Below are 15,800 nucleotides of genomic sequence, written 5' to 3' on the forward strand. Positions count from 1 at the left end.
CTTCAAACCTTTAAACGGTAAACCATATATTACTGGAATTACAAGATTATAATTGCTCCAAATATCTAAAGTATTAAAGACCTTCATTATAATAAGATACTTTTTTATATATGAAGGTTTTCAAATTAAGACTTAAATAATTTTCTTAAAAATAAAAATAATAAATTATGGCAACAACAACATTTTATCCAGATCAAAAAATAAACAATTCATTAGAGGTTTTTGATGAAACAATATTAATTGAAAAAATGCAACCTTTTACAGTTCAAAGTGGCTGGTTGCCAAAGTTTGGCAATGATAGTTTGCGTCATTTTTTTGAAGTTATTTTAAATTATGAAGATGAACAAGAAGAATTTGCTCCTTCTGTTCAAGCAATGGATAAGTTTATAGAGGAAAACAGTGTGATTAAATATTTGATTAATAGTGCCTGTAAAGAGAATGAAAATATTGAAGCACAGTTTAAAGGTTTTTCAACATTAAATCACACACCAATTCCTAGAATTAAAGATAAAAAAGCGCTTCTTAAAGCGTTCAATAAAATTTTAACCTTAGCGCCACAATTCATAAACAATGAATTAGTTGGACTACCATTTTCTGCATTAGTTGTAGGTATTGACCCAACTTTAAGCGGTTCTGTTTTGTTTAGATTACCAATGTTTAATGAAAAAATGTCAGCTATTTTAAATCATTGGAATTTATTTTTAGCTACAGAAGCATCTAATGTTGGATTTAGAATTGATGGAGAACAATGGTTGTCACCTGCTGCAAAGAAGCAGTATGATTTCCCGATTTGGAAAAAAGATTCTGAAATATTACCGTATTGGGAATCATGGAATTCATTTTTCACAAGACAATTTAAAAACCCATCAAAATCAAGACCAATTGCAGATAAAAATTCAAACAAAACATTAATCTCACCTAATGACGGTTCGTTGTTTAAATGGAGTCCAAATGTGTCAAAAAAAGATGTGTTTTGGTTCAAAGATATGAAATATTCTTTGTCAGATATTTTGAGCTCTCCTATAAAAGAGCAACAAGATATCATAGAAAAATATAAGCTAGTTGAGATGTTTGAAGGAGGATATATTTTTCAAACTTATTTAAATCCATATAACTTTCACAGATGGTGGGTTCCTGTAAATGGTACAGTTTTGTTTGATCCAATAGTTATACCAGGTTGTTATTTCAGCAAATTAATTCTTCCAGATTTTAGTGGAGCTACGACCGAATCTTTACCTTATTTAACAGAAATGAATGCTCGAGGAATTGTAGTATTTAAAACTGAAGATTATGGACATGTTTGTTGTATTCCGCTAGGTATGAGTGAGGTATCAACAGTCGTTTTTGATTCTTCAATGACATCAGGTGCACAAGTAGAAAAAGGACAAGAAATGGGAATGTTTAATTATGGGGGTTCTTCGTTTGCTATTATATATGAAAAATTACCAAATAAAGCAATATTTTTTGTTGACGAAAACGGTAATCAATATAATCAAAATCCACCACCTCCAAGTGGAAGCGCAGGAACAGGTGGGCAACCAACAAATATTGGAGCGCAAATTGGAATTTGGGTTGACATATAATAATAAATTGATTGGTTATTTTAATTAAAGACAAGTATGAATAGATATTTATCATTATAACATTATGAAAAAAACAAAATTAAAACTCATAATTCAGTTATGCTTTGTAGGGAGTTTAGTAGTTTCGTGTATAACGGAAAACGGAAGATTACCACAAGATGTAAAAAACTTATGTGAACTAACAGAACCTGAATTTGCAACTTGGTTTAAAAATAGTAAAGTAACAGAAGATGGAATTGTAACACCTGCAAATAGTGTAGATTTTGTTCATGATAATAATTGCGATTTTTACAAATGGTCTGAACGTATGTTTTTATGGGTAACTTCAAAAGAGGGTGATGCTAAAACGGTATTTGAATCGCCAGAGTTTTATTCTGTGTCTCCTAAAAAAATAATAGGAAAAGATACTGTCAGAGAACTAATTCCTCATCGTTTAGGACAACTCTTGAGAGCTATTGCAAATATGGACAAAACAGGTAAAATTATAAGTGAAGAGGGTCAAGCAACAGATGATGTCTTGATGGATGCAAATGGTAGTTTAGTTTATTATATTTCAATGGTTAACGACGTATATGCCGAATTTTTAACAGCTGTTAAAAATAAAAAAATGAACGGAAATACTTTTCCCACCACTAAAGAAGAAAGAGACAGTATCTTTAATTATGCAAAAGAAAATGGAATCATATTAAAAAATCCAAATACGCTAGCAATAGAAATTAAAACTTCTTGGGTAGATGTTTCTAAACTTAAAAATAGTAACGAATATATTACTATAGATGCTATTATTCCTATCTATAAAAAGAAAAGCAATAAATTATGGGAAGTAGAAGGAGAGCGAAAAGCTAAATTAGCTTTAATAGGTATTCATATTGTTGGAAGTGCAAATGAACATCCTGAAATGATTTGGGCAACTTTTGAACATAAAAAAAATACGCCAAATGCCGCTTATCAATATTTAAATAATAAAGATATTACAATTACAGTTGAACCTGATAACAGTAATGATTGGTTACTAAATGCAAATATAAAAGATTCAACAAATATTTCTCACATGACATTTTCTGGGGATAAAATATTAGGAAAAAACAAACATCAAATTTCACCTAGTAATACTTTAAGAACAAAACCCTGGGGAAGTAGTTTTGATGTTAATCCAAATGCCGAAAACAGCTCACCTGCGGCTTCGAATAGCGAGATTATTTCTATAAATAATTCTGTAATCCATAAACTAAAAGGAAAGGACATTCGTAAAAACTATATTTTTATTGGAGCAACTTGGACAGCAAACGGAACAGCGCCTAATGGTTATAGTTATAATCCTAATATAGATAGTCTTAAAGTATCGGGTGTAGCAATTGGAACAAGCCAATTAGCTAATTCAACTATGGAATCTTACGTCCAAAATGGAGAAAATTACAATGCTTTCGGCTCTTGTTTTAGTTGCCACAGTAATAATAAAAGTTTGCAACCAAGCGATTTAAGCCATGTTTTTGCTAGAATAGTACCATTATCAAAAAAGGCTTTATTCGAAAATCATAATTATTCTAATGTTAAGGAACGACAAGTTTCCAAATAGCAGTATTTTTTTTATAACATTCCACAATTTTGTCAAATAAACTGTTTCGTACAGAAAATGCGAAGGCGGATTCTGAAAAGCCTTATGAGTAAGAAAAAACAAACAAAAATATTTAATTTATGAGTAATTTAGGCACAGCAAACTTTGGTTCTGTAGTAGAACTAGGAAATGGAGCACAATTTTGGGCTTATTTATCACCTGAGAATGAAACTTCAAAAATGATTAGAAGTTGGAAAGTAACAATCTCGCAAGGAAATTGGTCGGATTCGATAACAAATGAAAGCCCAAGTAAACAAATTCAGACTAATGGATTATCTGGGAATTTCAATGTAAATGTTGAGGTTCTAAGTGGTTCTACAGGAATGTGGCAAAGTCTACTACCTGTTCAAGGTAGTACAAATGTAATCGGATGTAACTCTAATTGCGCGTCAATGGTTGGTATAGTTGCAGATAGTACTTCTCCTCCATTAGGAAGTATAAATGCAAAGTTTTGGACAACATGGGACGCAATGTGTTCTACTAAATAATTTATTTCAATTCTATAAAAAAAGAAAATCGTCTATTAATGACGATTTTCTTTTTCTCTCAATAGCTTACTTTTCATTTTACTGAAGAATTCTGGAGTGACACCAATATAAGAAGCAATATTTTTTTGAGAAATATGATGTATTAATGTTGGATATTTTTTACAGAATTTTTCATAACGTTCCTCGGCAGTTAAACTCAAATTATCCATGAGTCGTTCTTGGTGAGAAACCAATGAATTTTCTGCAAGAATTCTAAAAAATCGTTCTAATTTTGGAATTTCTTCGTATAATTTTTGTTGATTTTCTTTGTTGATTTCGACTATTTCAGCGTCTTCTAGTACTTCGATAAAAAGATTTCCGGGTTTTTGAGAAATATAACTGTACATATCGCCAATCCACCAACCTTCGCAGGCAAAATGCAAAACATGTTCGATAATATTATCGTTTATATTGAAACTTCTTAAAATACCAGAGTTTACAAAATAGGTGATTTTAGAAATCTCTCCAGAGTTTAGTAAAATGGTTTTTGCTTTATATTTTTTTGTTTCAGTTTTTGATAAAAAAACATGTTCCTCTTGAGGTGTAAGAGAAACATGTTTAGAAATGTTTTTAAGTATCAATGTCATTACATTTCCTTAGGAAGTAATTTAAAATAAGACACAACAAAACGATTGTTTTTTATTTCGCCCACAACCTCAGCTGTTCTTATTGATTCACAAAAGCCGTCTTTTGCATGAGCATCGCCATGTTGGTCTATTTTTGCGCCATCTACAAAATAAGATTTACTATCGATACGAACGGCAAGATCACAACCACCTGGTTTCATTCCGAACTTGCATTGACCGCAAGAAACTTCAACAAATTGTATTTTTTGAGTGTTTTTTTTCTCTTGTGCATTAACTAGAAATGCTACAAAAAGCAATAATAGGGAGAATGTTTTTTTCATGATTTTAAACGTTTTTTTTATTTTTAATTTCTTTAGATTTTTCAAAACCATTCTTTTTAGAAACCTCGACACATCTTTTTCCAGGACCACAACTTAGTCTATGTGGGCCACAAGAATTTAAAAATAACAATGTTATGAGTCCTAAAAATATCTTTTTCATGATTATGAATTTACTTTTACTAAAGTAGCTATTTTTTTCGCTCGTTCGACAATTTTCTCAATTGGAGTTTCTAAATTGTCGTTTGCTAAAACTACGCCCATTCTTCGATAAGGTCTTGAGGTTGGTTTACCAAAAATTCTAAAATCGGTTTTGGGTAAACATGCGACATTTTCTATGCCAGAATACGTTGGATTATTTGAATTTTCAGAAGCCAAAATAACGGCACTAGCTCCAGCTTTTTCTAAAGTGATTTCGAAAATTGGTAAACTTAAGACAGCACGTAAATGCAATTCGAATTCGTTAAAATTTTGTGTTCCAGCTAATGTTACCATTCCTGTATCATGTGGGCGAGGCGATAATTCTGAAAAATAAACACCGTCATCAGTTAAGAAAAACTCGACACCAAAAAGACCTGCGCCACCAAGTGTTTCGGTAACTTTTCGAGCCATATCTTGCGCTTCGTGTAAATCTTTGTCAGAAATTCTGGCTGGTTGCCAACTTTCTTGGTAATCACCACGTTCTTGACGGTGGCCAATAGGTGCGCAAAATAAAGTTGGATTGTTATTTTGAGCAACGGTTAATAAAGTTATTTCGGAATTAAATTTGACGAAAGCCTCTACAATTACTTCTACTACATCACCACGAGAACCTTCAACAGCATAGTTCCAAGCCTTAGCAATATCTTCGGGAGATTTTATGGTTGATTGTCCTTTTCCGGAAGATGACATAAGCGGTTTTACTACACAAGGAATTCCAACTGCTTCAACCCCTTTTTGTAATTCTTCTGCAGAAGTTGCATAACGATAATTGGCAGTTTTTAACCCTAATTCTTTAGAAGCTAAATCACGAATAGCTTTTCTATTCATTGTAAAATTTGCCGCTTTCGCAGATGGAACTACGGTAATCCCCTGCTTTTCGTAATCATAAAAACGTTCGGTACGAATGGCTTCTATTTCTGGAACAATAAAATCAGGTTGGTGTTTGGCAACTATTCTGTCTAATTCAGCACCATCAAGCATATTGATGACTTCAAAACCGTGAGCTACTTGCATCGCTGGGGCATTTTCGTAATTATCGACAGCAATTATAGTTTGTCCTATTCGTTGTGCGGCAATGGTAAATTCTTTTCCTAATTCGCCTGAACCGAGTAATAATATTTTTGACATTTGTAATATTTTTGAAATAAAAAAGCCTCAAGTTTCCTTGAGGCAATATATTAAGCTAACACTTCTTTTATTCTTCGAATAGCTTCGGTAAGTAATTCTTCGCTGGTTGCATACGAAATCCTTATGCAATTTGGATTACCAAAAGCATCACCGGTTACGGTTGCTACATTGGCCTCGCCTAATAAATACATAGAGAAGTCGTCAGCATTGTTTATGGTTGTTCCTCGTAGTGTTTTTCCGAAATAAGAAGAAACATCTGGAAATACATAAAAAGCACCTTCTGGAGTATTTAATTTTAACCCAGGAATTTGCTTGATTAATCCTACCACTAGATCGCGACGACCTTTGAAGGCTGAAACCATTCCGTTTAAAACACTTGGATCAGCATCGACCGCAGCAATTGTTGCTCTTTGTGCTATCGAATTAGCTCCGCTAGTTACTTGTCCTTGCATTTTTGTACAAGCTTTTGCAATAAATTCTGGTGCACCAATATATCCGATTCTCCAACCTGTCATAGCAAATGCTTTGGCAACTCCATTTACGGTGATGGTTCTGTCGAACATTCCTGGAATTGAAGCTACACTACAAAATGTCCCTGAAAAGTTAATGTGTTCATATATTTCGTCCGATACGATAAATATGTTTGGGTATTTTTCTAAAACTTTGGCTAAAGCCGTTAATTCCTCACGACTATATACTGAACCACTTGGATTACAAGGAGAACTGTACCAAATCATTTTGGTTTTTGGTGTGATGGCTGCTTCTAATTGTGCAGGTGTAATTTTGAAATCGCTTTCAACAGATGTTGGAACTTCAACTGGAATTCCACCAGACATTTTAATTATTTCGTAATAAGAAACCCAATATGGCGCTGGAAGAATTACTTCGTCACCATCATTAATCATTACTTGTGCAATATTGTATAATGATTGTTTTGCTCCTGTAGAAACGACAATATTAGATGGTTTGTAATCTAAATTATTATCTCTTTTAAATTTTCTGCAAATAGCTTCTTTTAGTTCGGCATAACCATCTACAGGTGTGTAAGTACTGTAGTTTTCGTTAATCGCTTTTTTTGCGGCTTCTTTGATAAAATCGGGTGTGTTAAAATCAGGTTCACCCAAACTTAAGCTAATAATATCTTTTCCTTGAGATTTTAATTCTCTAGCTAATGCTGCCATAGCTAAAGTTTGAGAAGTTGTTAAATTGTTTATTCTATCCGAAAGAAGATTTTCCATGAATTGTTGTTTGTTTTTAGTATGTACAAATATAGATTAAAAAAGAAAGACGCGCAATTGCACGTCTTAAGTTTTAGATTTTTTATGCTGTAAGCAAAGGCTTTTGTCCTAAGTCTTTCAGATGTTTGAAGTGAGCAATAACTGCACTTGTCATCGTTTTATATTCATGATAAGGTAAGTCACATTCTTTTGCAGTTTGTTTTACAATATCTGCAATTTTCCCGTAGTGGATATGGCTAATGTTTGGGAAAAGATGGTGTTCTACTTGGTGGTTTAGCCCTCCAGTATACCAGTTTACAATCCAACTTTTAGGAGCAAAATTTACAGTTGTAAATAATTGGTGTATGGCCCAAGTGTTATCCATTTCACCCTCTTCATTAGGATTAGGATTTGTTGTGTCGTCTATAATATGTGCTAACTGAAATACAATACTTAATATTAGTCCAGCGGTGTAATGCATTACGAAAAATCCAATTAATACTTTCCACCAAGTTACACCAACAACCATTGGGATCACAATCCAAACTGAAAAATAAATTATTTTGGTGATTACTAAAGTTGTCCATAAAATTTTAGGACTTTTAGGTTCTCCATAAGACAACTTTCTTTTTAAATATCCTTTCATCTGTTTAAAATCGGTAGTTAAACACCAGTTGAAAGTTAATAATCCATATAAGAAAACAGAGTAGTAATGCTGAAATTTATGAAATCTCTCCCATTTAGCATCTTTAGTAAAACGAATAACACGTCCAGCATCAAGATCTTCATCATGTCCAGGAATGTTAGTGTATGTGTGATGCAAAACATTATGTTGTACTTGCCAGTTGTAAACATTTCCTGCTAGGATATATATACTTCCTCCCATAAATTTGTTTATCCAATTTTTATTGGAATAGGAACCGTGATTTCCATCATGCATAACATTCATTCCGATTCCAGCCATTCCAATTCCAATAAGAATTGAAAGGATAAAAAATAATCCAAAATGAATATTTGGTAATGTGATTATAATAAAATAAGGAGCTAAAAATACCGAAAACAAAATTAATGTTTTAAGATATAGTTTCCAGTTTCCAGTTTTCTGAATATTTTTTTCTTTGAAGTAATTATTAACTCTAGAATTTAATGTTCTAAAAAACTTTAAGTTATCTTGCTTTGCAAAAGTTGGGGCATTGTTATCCATATAATTTTAAATATTTGACAAATGTAATTATTATTATTTTTTTGATAGTTAAAATTGAGATAAATATTTCGATTGTAAAGTATTACTTTTGTTAAAAAAAACAAGCATGGAAGAAATTTCTAAACATTTTCCTGATTTAACAGATCTTCAAATTAGTCAATTTGAAAAACTAGAAGCTTTATATCACGATTGGAATGCAAAAATTAATGTTATTTCTCGTAAAGATATTGACGAATTATACACCAAACACGTTTTGCACTCTTTGGCTATAGCCAAAATTCAAAAATTTGAAGTAGGAACTTATATTCTGGATGTTGGTACTGGTGGTGGTTTTCCTGGAATTCCGTTAGCTATTTTGTTTCCAGAAACCCGTTTTTATTTGATAGATGTTATTCTAAAAAAAATAAAAGTCGTTCAGGCTGTTGCCGAAGCCTTAGAACTTAAAAACGTAAAAGCAGAACAAATGCGTGCCGAAAATGTAAAAGGAGATTTCGATTTTATTGTAAGCCGTGCCGTAACAAATATGCCCGATTTTGTTTCTTGGATAAAAGAGAAAATAAAAAAAACTAACAAGCACGAACTAAAAAACGGAATTTTGTATCTAAAAGGGGGTGATTTAACCGAAGAATTAAAAGATTTCCCAAAAGCTAGGGAATATAATATTTCAAAGTTTTTTGAAGATGAATTTTTCGAAACTAAAAAAGTGGTTCACGTACCGTTGAAATATAAAGTATAAAAAAAGCTCCGAAATTTTCGGAGCTTTTTTTATTATTTCACCCAAATGTGTGTTGCATAATAAAAACTGGAATTCCTAGAAAAAAGTAAAAAACCTGAATTTTTGTTCACTTTTTTCTAGGAATTCCAGTTTTTATTCACATATTTAATTTGTGTAAAATAAAAAAGCCTGACACAGTCAGGCTTTTGCGAATAATATTTTTTTGTGTGAAATTACCCCAAGAAAGGATAGCTATAATGTTCTGGTGTTACAAAAGTTTCTTTGATAGTTCTCGGAGAAACCCAACGCAATAAGTTTTGTGCAGAACCCGCTTTGTCATTTGTTCCCGAAGCACGAGCACCACCGAATGGTTGCATTCCTACTACAGCTCCTGTTGGTTTATCATTGATGTAGAAATTTCCTGCAGCATTTTGTAACGCTACAGTTGCTTCTTCAATTGCGTAACGATCTTGACTTAAAATCGCACCAGTCAAAGCATATTCTGAAGTTGAATCGACTAATTTTAGAGTTTCTGACCAGTTTTTACCTTCATATACATAAATAGTCATTACTGGACCAAAAAGTTCCGTTTCCATTGTTGCGTATTTTGGATTTGTCGTTACAATAACTGTTGGTTCTACAAAATAACCTTTCGATTTATCGTAATTTCCACCTACAATAATTTCGGCATCAGCATCTTTTTTAGCTTGGTCGATAAAACTTGCTAATTTGTCAAATGAACCTTCGTGAATAACGGCTGTAATAAAGTTACCAAAATCTTCTGGCGAACCCATTTTCATCGATTTCACATCGATAATTAATTGTTCTTTTACCGCTGGCCAAATACTTTGTGGAATATAAGCTCTTGAAGCTGCAGAACATTTTTGTCCTTGGAATTCGAAAGCGCCACGAGTAATTGCTGTAGTAACTTGTTTTACGTTTGCTGATGGATGTGCGATAATAAAATCTTTTCCACCAGTTTCACCTACAATTCTTGGATACGTTTTGTAATTATGAATGTTAGTCCCAATTTTTTTCCAAATTTCTTTGAAGATAAATGTAGAACCTGTATAGTGAATTCCGGCAAAATCTGGTGAAGCTAAAACCGTATCTGTAATCATAACTGGATCACCAAAAACAACATTAATTACACCATCTGGAACTCCAGCTTCTTTGAATACATCGATAATAATTTTTGCGGAAAATACTTGGCTATCACTTGGTTTCCAAACTACAACATTGCCCATTAATGCCGCACTTGCAGGTAAATTTGCCGCAATTGCTGTAAAGTTGAAAGGTGTGACGGCATAAACAAAGCCTTCTAAAGGGCGATATTCAACACGGTTCCACATATCAGAGTTTGAGGCTGGTTGGTCTTGGTATATTTGTGTCATGAACTCTACGTTGAAACGTAAGAAGTCGATTAACTCGCAAGATGCATCAATTTCTGCTTGATGAATTGTTTTCGATTGCGCAATCATTGTTGCTGCATTTATTTTTGCTCTGTACGGTCCAGCGATTAACTCAGCTGCTTTTAAAAATATAGCAGCACGTTGTTCCCAAGCCATGTTAGCCCATTTTGTTCTGCTTTCTAAAGCATTTGCAATGGCCTTTTCTATGTGAGATTTTTCAGCTAAATGATACGTTCCAACAATGTGTTGGTGATCGTGTGGCGCTGACATATTTTTAGTGTTTCCTGTGCGAATTTCTTCTGAGCCAATGTATAATGGGACATCAATTTTAGAATTCCACATTGCTTTGTAAGCTTCTAAAACTTTTGTTTTTTCTGGAGAATTTGTTGTGTAACTTTTTACTGGTTCGTTTACCGCTTTTGGTATATTGAAAAATCCTTTTAACATGAGGTTGAATTTAAAGATTGAATGATTAAAAATCTACACAAAAGTACAAAGGAATATTTGATAATAGAAATTTTTAAATCATATATAAAATATATCTTGATAGGAATTTCAATTTTTAGCCCAGATGGAAATGGAAAGCTTTTTGAAGTCTTGTTGCATTTTTTCTTGTAAAAAAATAGCGACGATAGGAGCTCCTTTTTTTTGCTTAGAAAAAGCAAACAATATAAAAAAACTTGTAATACACAGCTGGAATTGCTTCTAATTTAATGCAAATGGGGCATTTAGTCTGAAGGCTGGAACGATGACTTTGAATGATTTTGTGGTGGTGAAATTAATCATTTCGAAATGACCTTTCATAGTGCCAAATGGTGCGCAAAGCAAACAACCTGAGCTATAAGTATGGGTTTCGCCTGGTTTGAGAACGGGTTTTTTGCCTATTACGCCTTCGCCATCTACGATTTCTAGATAATTTAAGGCATCATATATTTCCCAGTGTCTCGTGGTGAGTTGTACGGAATCTTTGCTGTGATTTTCTATAGTAATGTGGTAACTGAAAGCAAAGTGCATTTTGTTATTTTTGAAGTAAGTTCCTTCAAAAGTTGTTAAGACTGAGATTTTGATACCTCTTGTAATTTGAATTACCATAACTGTTTATCTACTTGTACAAAGTTATAAATTTTATAAAAGCAAATGTATTATTGTAGGGTTATTTTTTTAATTGGTGATATTTACAGAATTTGCATCGCCTTTGCCAATAACTCTGTCATACAATTCTCCGTTTTGGCGGTAATAAACGATGGATGTGTATTGGTTTTCGGTTTCATAAAAATTCCCGTCAATCGCATTTTTTTCCGAGATGTTATTTTGTGAATCTAAAATGGTGTAATTGTAATTCGTGAATCCTTGTTTGATTAGAATTGCTTTTTCGAAAATGCCTTTGGCGGCATTATAATCCATTTTATTTTCGGGCGAAAGAGTATTGTTGTTAAACATTCCTGTCACATAAATGTTTGTGTTTGCTGGAGAATCTATTGAAAAAAGTGTGAAATAAACCCATGAATAATCGGCTTCGACCTCATTATTTTGAGCAGTTAGGTTTCGGACTTTATAATTTCCGTTTATATCAGGATAAAAAGTATAAGATTTGTATTTTCGAGCGGTATCGGTATATAAATGCGGGCTGTACAAGCCACTGTTAGAATCGACTCTAGCTATCGTATTTGTTGCGGCACGAATTTCTTTGTTGTCGAAATATAAATATTCGTTTCCTGCAAAAAATTGCGTTTCCTTATCGTATTTGAAAATTAAATCGTTGCCAATGGTATATTGTGGTTTTATATTAACAATCGCATTGTCCCATTTTCCGTTTTGTAATAAAATAACTTTTACATTTTGAACTGGGTTTTGAAACAAAATTTGATTTGATTTGATACTAAAATCAAGATTGTGTTTGTACTTATTGTCGGCAACATTTCGTGCTCTTTTTACTTGCATAGATACATCGACAATGTCTTCGTAAACAATAAATTTTTTAGTAAATACGATTTCTCTATTATTGTTAAAGATAGTAACTAGATAATTACCACTTTTTGTTATTTGACAATAATTATTAGGGAAATTTAACCTGTAGTGAGAATAAATTTGAAGTGTATTAAACGAATTTTCGTAGTCTTGAATTCTTTGATTGTCGGTTCCGTTTAGGTATTGATTTTTAGATAAAATAGTTGGCGTCCAGTTGTAATTGTATTGTGCGATGGTGTAATAATAATCTTCTTCGGTGCCAAATAAATCATCGAAACTCAGCTGAAATTGTTCGCCTAATCTAAAAACGGGAATGACATTATTGGTACTTTGAGTGAACGTAACCGTTTTTATATTGAATGGCGGAAGGGTTTCGGAAATTGTTTGACCAATAACTAAATTCACAAAAAAGGTTGTTATAAAAAAGAAAAATACTTTTTTTGTCATGGTTTTAATTTCAACGAAAGTAAATATATGATTTTAGAACGAATATTGTGCCAGTTTATTATTTTTTGAAACAAACAGGAATAATTTCGCCTTTTGCTAAACAATATTTCTCGACTAATTCGGGAGATATTTTATTGGTGTAATCTTCTTCAAGAACCGTAAAACCAATGCTTCTTAGTTTTTCGAAATAATCTCGACCGTAAATACGAACGTGATCGTATTGTCCGAATATTTTAGCACGCTCTTTCTGGTCGGTAATAGTATCGTCAGAAAAAGTGGTTGCTCTACATAAATCTTGTGGAATTTGAAGAATTGCCATTCCGTTTGGTTTTAATACTCGAAATAACTCTTGCATGGCTTTTGTGTCGTCTGGAATGTGTTCTAAAACATGATTGCACAAAATGATATCGTATTGATTGTCTTGGAAAGGTAAATTGCAAATATCTGCTTTTACATCGGCCAAAGGAGAAAATAAATCGGTTGTAGTATAATCAAGATTTTCCTGATTTCGGAATAATTTGTAAAAAGCTTGTTCTGGTGCAAAATGTAGTACTTTTTTCTTTTCTTTTGATGTAAAAAAATCGGTTTCATTCTTGAGATATAACCATAACAAACGATGTCTTTCTAACGAAAGTGTACTTGGTGAAAGAACATTATTTCTTTGTGTTCCGTAACCGTAAGGTAAAAACATGCGGAAGCTTTTTCCGTCGATTGGATCGGTAAATTTGCTTCCTTTTAATAAAAATTCTAATATTGGTCGCGCCACATAACTTAATCGAATAAGTAATGGACGCGGTATTGTATTAAGGATTAGTTTGAAGATTTTTTTCATTATATAACCAATGGCACTTTTCTAAATTCATCTTCTTCATTATTCACAATTCCTAAAGCTTTATAAACATAGGCGAATGTTGAAAGTAATTCTGGTTTACCATCGATAATTGCCACATCATGCTCAAAATGAGCAGATGGTTTACCATCGGCAGTGGTAATTGTCCAACCGTCTTTGTGCTGTTTTATGTTTTTTGTTCCTAGATTTATCATAGGTTCGATAGCAACTACCATTCCTTCGATAAATAATTTTCCACGACCACGTTTTCCGTAATTTGGCATTTCTGGATCTTCGTGCATTTTTTGGCCTAAACCATGGCCTACTAATTCGCGAACGACACCATAACCATGAGATTCGGTATATTTTTGAATAGCATTTCCAACATCTTCAACTCTGTTTCCGATTTTGAATTCTCGAATTCCTACGTATAATGATTCTTTAGTAACTTGTAATAATTTTTTAGTTTCAGGTGCTACTTCACCAATCTCGAAAGAATAGGCATGGTCACCATGATATCCGTTTTTGAAAGCACCACAATCTACCGAAATAACGTCGCCACTTTGCAAAGGAATGTTATTTGGTATTCCGTGAACAACCTGTGAGTTTGGACTCATGCAAAGTGAGTTTGGAAAACCGTATAAACCCAAGAAACTTGGAACAGCGCCATGATCTCTAATGAATTGTTCTGCTAGTTTATCCAAATATAAAGTAGTTACACCTTCTTTTATTTCAGAAGCAATCATTCCTAATGTTTTAGATACGATTAGTGCACTTTCGCGCATTAATTCTATTTCCTCACGGGTCTTTTGGATAATCATTTTATGAATTTTAAGATTGCAAAAGTAACGATTTTTTTATATCTTTTTTAATTAGGGTTGGCTATGGTTTTGAATAGCTCTGCGTGGGAAACAAAATACCTGTTTTCGAGTGTTATTTCCGATAATTGCGCACTAACTAAGTTATTTTCGCGCGTGTTTATTAAGAAAATAGAACTTTCTCCAAATGAAAATAAACGTTCCTCCGAATTGAGCATTAGAATATTATCTTTAACTAAACTATTGATGATTTTTTTTTGATTTTTTATAGATTGAATTTCTGCTTGGTAACTGCTTATTTTGTTTTTCAACTGAACCTTTTCTAAATCTAACGAATATTGAGCATCTTGGAGTTTAAATTTGGCTAATTTTAAACTACCTCGTTCCTTTCGAAGAAACAAAGGATAATAAAAATTTACTCCCACTTTATAATTGTCAAATTGATAATTATCGAAATAGCGCGGTTCCGATAAATAACTGTAACTAAGATCTATTTTGGGCAAAAGCAAATTTGCTTTCAGTTTTTTATCGATTGTTAAGATTTCAATTTTATTTTCAAGCGCATTTATTTTGGGATGATTTTCTAGTGTTTTTTCTGGAGTTGAAAATTGGTTGGTTTTTAAAGTTTCTTCTATCGTGACTAGTAGTGTTTCTTCGGGGATCAAATTTTCGGAAATTTCCACAGGAATCATGTTTTCTAACCAAATAAAATTAGATAATTCTAGTTTTGCTTTTGTCAGTTTTAATTGCGAATCTAAAAGATTCAAAGCTCTGTTTTTTACTACAATACCCGCCTCAATACTGTCAATGGCGGGTTTGTCGCCTAATTCTATTAATTTTTTAATAGCAGTATATCTCGAATCTGCTTGTTTGTTATATTTTTCGTATAATTTTACTTCTGTAAAGTTTTTTTTCCAATTAAAATATGCCAGTGAAGCATCATATAACACAGTAGTTGCTTGTAACTTTATTTCAGCTTGACTTAAATTGTATTGAATTTTAGCTTTCTTGAAATCGGCCATTCGTTGGTTAATAAAAAGACCTTGCCCTAATGGAACTGTAATCCCAATAGCGGTTAATGCTTGATTTGAAGTTGAATTTTCAGGATTCAAATACAAACCATCATTACTGTCTAAACCTGCTTTAATTTCTATACCATACCAAGTTGGAATTTTAAAACTACCATTTAATTTAGAATAGTAGTCTTTGCTTTTAAATTTCTTTTCTGAAAA

General features: G+C 32.6%; 16 protein-coding genes. 4 read left to right on the forward strand and 12 right to left on the reverse strand.

Annotated features, from left to right (window positions below; all coding sequences use genetic code 11):
• Positions 1–167: 167 nt before the first annotated feature.
• The 3 genes from ACH2BG_RS08875 to ACH2BG_RS08885 all read left to right on the forward strand — a co-directional run bounded on the left by ACH2BG_RS08875 (position 168) and on the right by ACH2BG_RS08885 (position 3,686).
• The gene (locus tag ACH2BG_RS08875) at positions 168–1,583 is read left to right on the forward strand and encodes a phophatidylserine decarboxylase associated domain-containing protein (protein ID WP_395047335.1); all 1,416 of its coding nucleotides are present in this window, start codon (positions 168–170) and stop codon (positions 1,581–1,583) included.
• 64 nt (positions 1,584–1,647) lie between these two features.
• Positions 1,648–3,159, forward strand: a complete 1,512-nt coding sequence (locus ACH2BG_RS08880) for a hypothetical protein (protein WP_395047336.1) — start codon at positions 1,648–1,650, stop codon at positions 3,157–3,159.
• 119 nt (positions 3,160–3,278) lie between these two features.
• Entirely contained in the window at positions 3,279–3,686 is a 408-nt protein-coding gene (locus ACH2BG_RS08885) for a hypothetical protein (protein ID WP_395047337.1), read from the forward strand.
• A gap of 35 nt (positions 3,687–3,721) precedes the next feature.
• Here the strand turns inward: ACH2BG_RS08885 and ACH2BG_RS08890 are convergent, their stop codons facing one another.
• The 6 genes from ACH2BG_RS08890 to ACH2BG_RS08915 all read right to left on the reverse strand — a co-directional run bounded on the left by ACH2BG_RS08890 (position 3,722) and on the right by ACH2BG_RS08915 (position 8,379).
• On the reverse strand, positions 3,722–4,312 hold the full coding sequence (locus ACH2BG_RS08890) for a Crp/Fnr family transcriptional regulator (RefSeq protein ID WP_395047338.1): 591 nt from the start codon (positions 4,310–4,312) through the stop codon (positions 3,722–3,724).
• Positions 4,312–4,632 carry a DUF6370 family protein gene (locus ACH2BG_RS08895; protein ID WP_395047339.1) on the reverse strand — a complete coding sequence of 107 codons (321 nt, stop codon included), beginning with the start codon at positions 4,630–4,632 and terminating at the stop codon, positions 4,312–4,314. Before ACH2BG_RS08895 ends, ACH2BG_RS08890 begins: the two co-directional genes overlap by 1 nt.
• A gap of 4 nt (positions 4,633–4,636) precedes the next feature.
• A complete protein-coding gene (locus ACH2BG_RS08900) occupies positions 4,637–4,792 on the reverse strand; it encodes a hypothetical protein (protein WP_395047340.1) in 156 nt (51 codons plus the stop codon).
• A 2-nt stretch (positions 4,793–4,794) separates the two neighbouring features.
• Complete coding sequence (gene purT, locus ACH2BG_RS08905; protein ID WP_395047341.1) at positions 4,795–5,958, reverse strand: formate-dependent phosphoribosylglycinamide formyltransferase; 1,164 nt, start codon at positions 5,956–5,958, stop codon at positions 4,795–4,797.
• 50 nt (positions 5,959–6,008) lie between these two features.
• The gene (locus tag ACH2BG_RS08910; RefSeq protein WP_395047342.1) at positions 6,009–7,196 is read right to left on the reverse strand and encodes a pyridoxal phosphate-dependent aminotransferase; all 1,188 of its coding nucleotides are present in this window, start codon (positions 7,194–7,196) and stop codon (positions 6,009–6,011) included.
• 82 nt (positions 7,197–7,278) lie between these two features.
• Entirely contained in the window at positions 7,279–8,379 is a 1,101-nt protein-coding gene (locus tag ACH2BG_RS08915; RefSeq protein ID WP_395047343.1) for a fatty acid desaturase family protein, read from the reverse strand.
• Positions 8,380–8,485: 106 nt separating this feature from the next.
• Here ACH2BG_RS08915 and rsmG point away from each other — a divergent pair, with 106 nt between their 5' ends.
• Positions 8,486–9,115: a 16S rRNA (guanine(527)-N(7))-methyltransferase RsmG gene (rsmG, locus tag ACH2BG_RS08920; RefSeq protein WP_395047344.1), complete on the forward strand. Its 630-nt coding sequence runs from the start codon at positions 8,486–8,488 to the stop codon at positions 9,113–9,115.
• A 212-nt stretch (positions 9,116–9,327) separates the two neighbouring features.
• On the opposite strand, the gene pruA is transcribed toward rsmG, so the two are convergent.
• The 6 genes from pruA to ACH2BG_RS08950 form a co-directional block, all read right to left on the reverse strand.
• Positions 9,328–10,953 (reverse strand): L-glutamate gamma-semialdehyde dehydrogenase, encoded by a 1,626-nt coding sequence (pruA, locus tag ACH2BG_RS08925; RefSeq protein ID WP_395047345.1) that lies wholly within the window; start codon positions 10,951–10,953, stop codon positions 9,328–9,330.
• Between the two features lie 258 nt (positions 10,954–11,211).
• Positions 11,212–11,598, reverse strand: coding sequence for a Co2+/Mg2+ efflux protein ApaG (gene apaG, locus ACH2BG_RS08930; protein WP_091476503.1), 387 nt, complete (start codon positions 11,596–11,598; stop codon positions 11,212–11,214).
• 69 nt (positions 11,599–11,667) lie between these two features.
• Positions 11,668–12,921 (reverse strand): DUF5103 domain-containing protein, encoded by a 1,254-nt coding sequence (locus tag ACH2BG_RS08935; protein ID WP_395047346.1) that lies wholly within the window; start codon positions 12,919–12,921, stop codon positions 11,668–11,670.
• Between the two features lie 58 nt (positions 12,922–12,979).
• Entirely contained in the window at positions 12,980–13,753 is a 774-nt protein-coding gene (locus ACH2BG_RS08940) for a class I SAM-dependent methyltransferase (protein WP_395047347.1), read from the reverse strand.
• On the reverse strand, positions 13,753–14,571 hold the full coding sequence (gene map / locus ACH2BG_RS08945) for a type I methionyl aminopeptidase (RefSeq protein ID WP_395047349.1): 819 nt from the start codon (positions 14,569–14,571) through the stop codon (positions 13,753–13,755). The genes ACH2BG_RS08940 and map overlap by 1 nt, the downstream gene beginning before the upstream one ends.
• Before the next feature lie 47 nt (positions 14,572–14,618).
• Positions 14,619–15,800, reverse strand: a 1,182-nt coding sequence (locus tag ACH2BG_RS08950) for a TolC family protein (RefSeq protein ID WP_395047350.1), incomplete at its 5' end; no start/stop codon positions are given.

The sequence above is a fragment of the Flavobacterium sp. genome, from assembly GCF_043779715.1.
Classification (GTDB): domain Bacteria; phylum Bacteroidota; class Bacteroidia; order Flavobacteriales; family Flavobacteriaceae; genus Flavobacterium.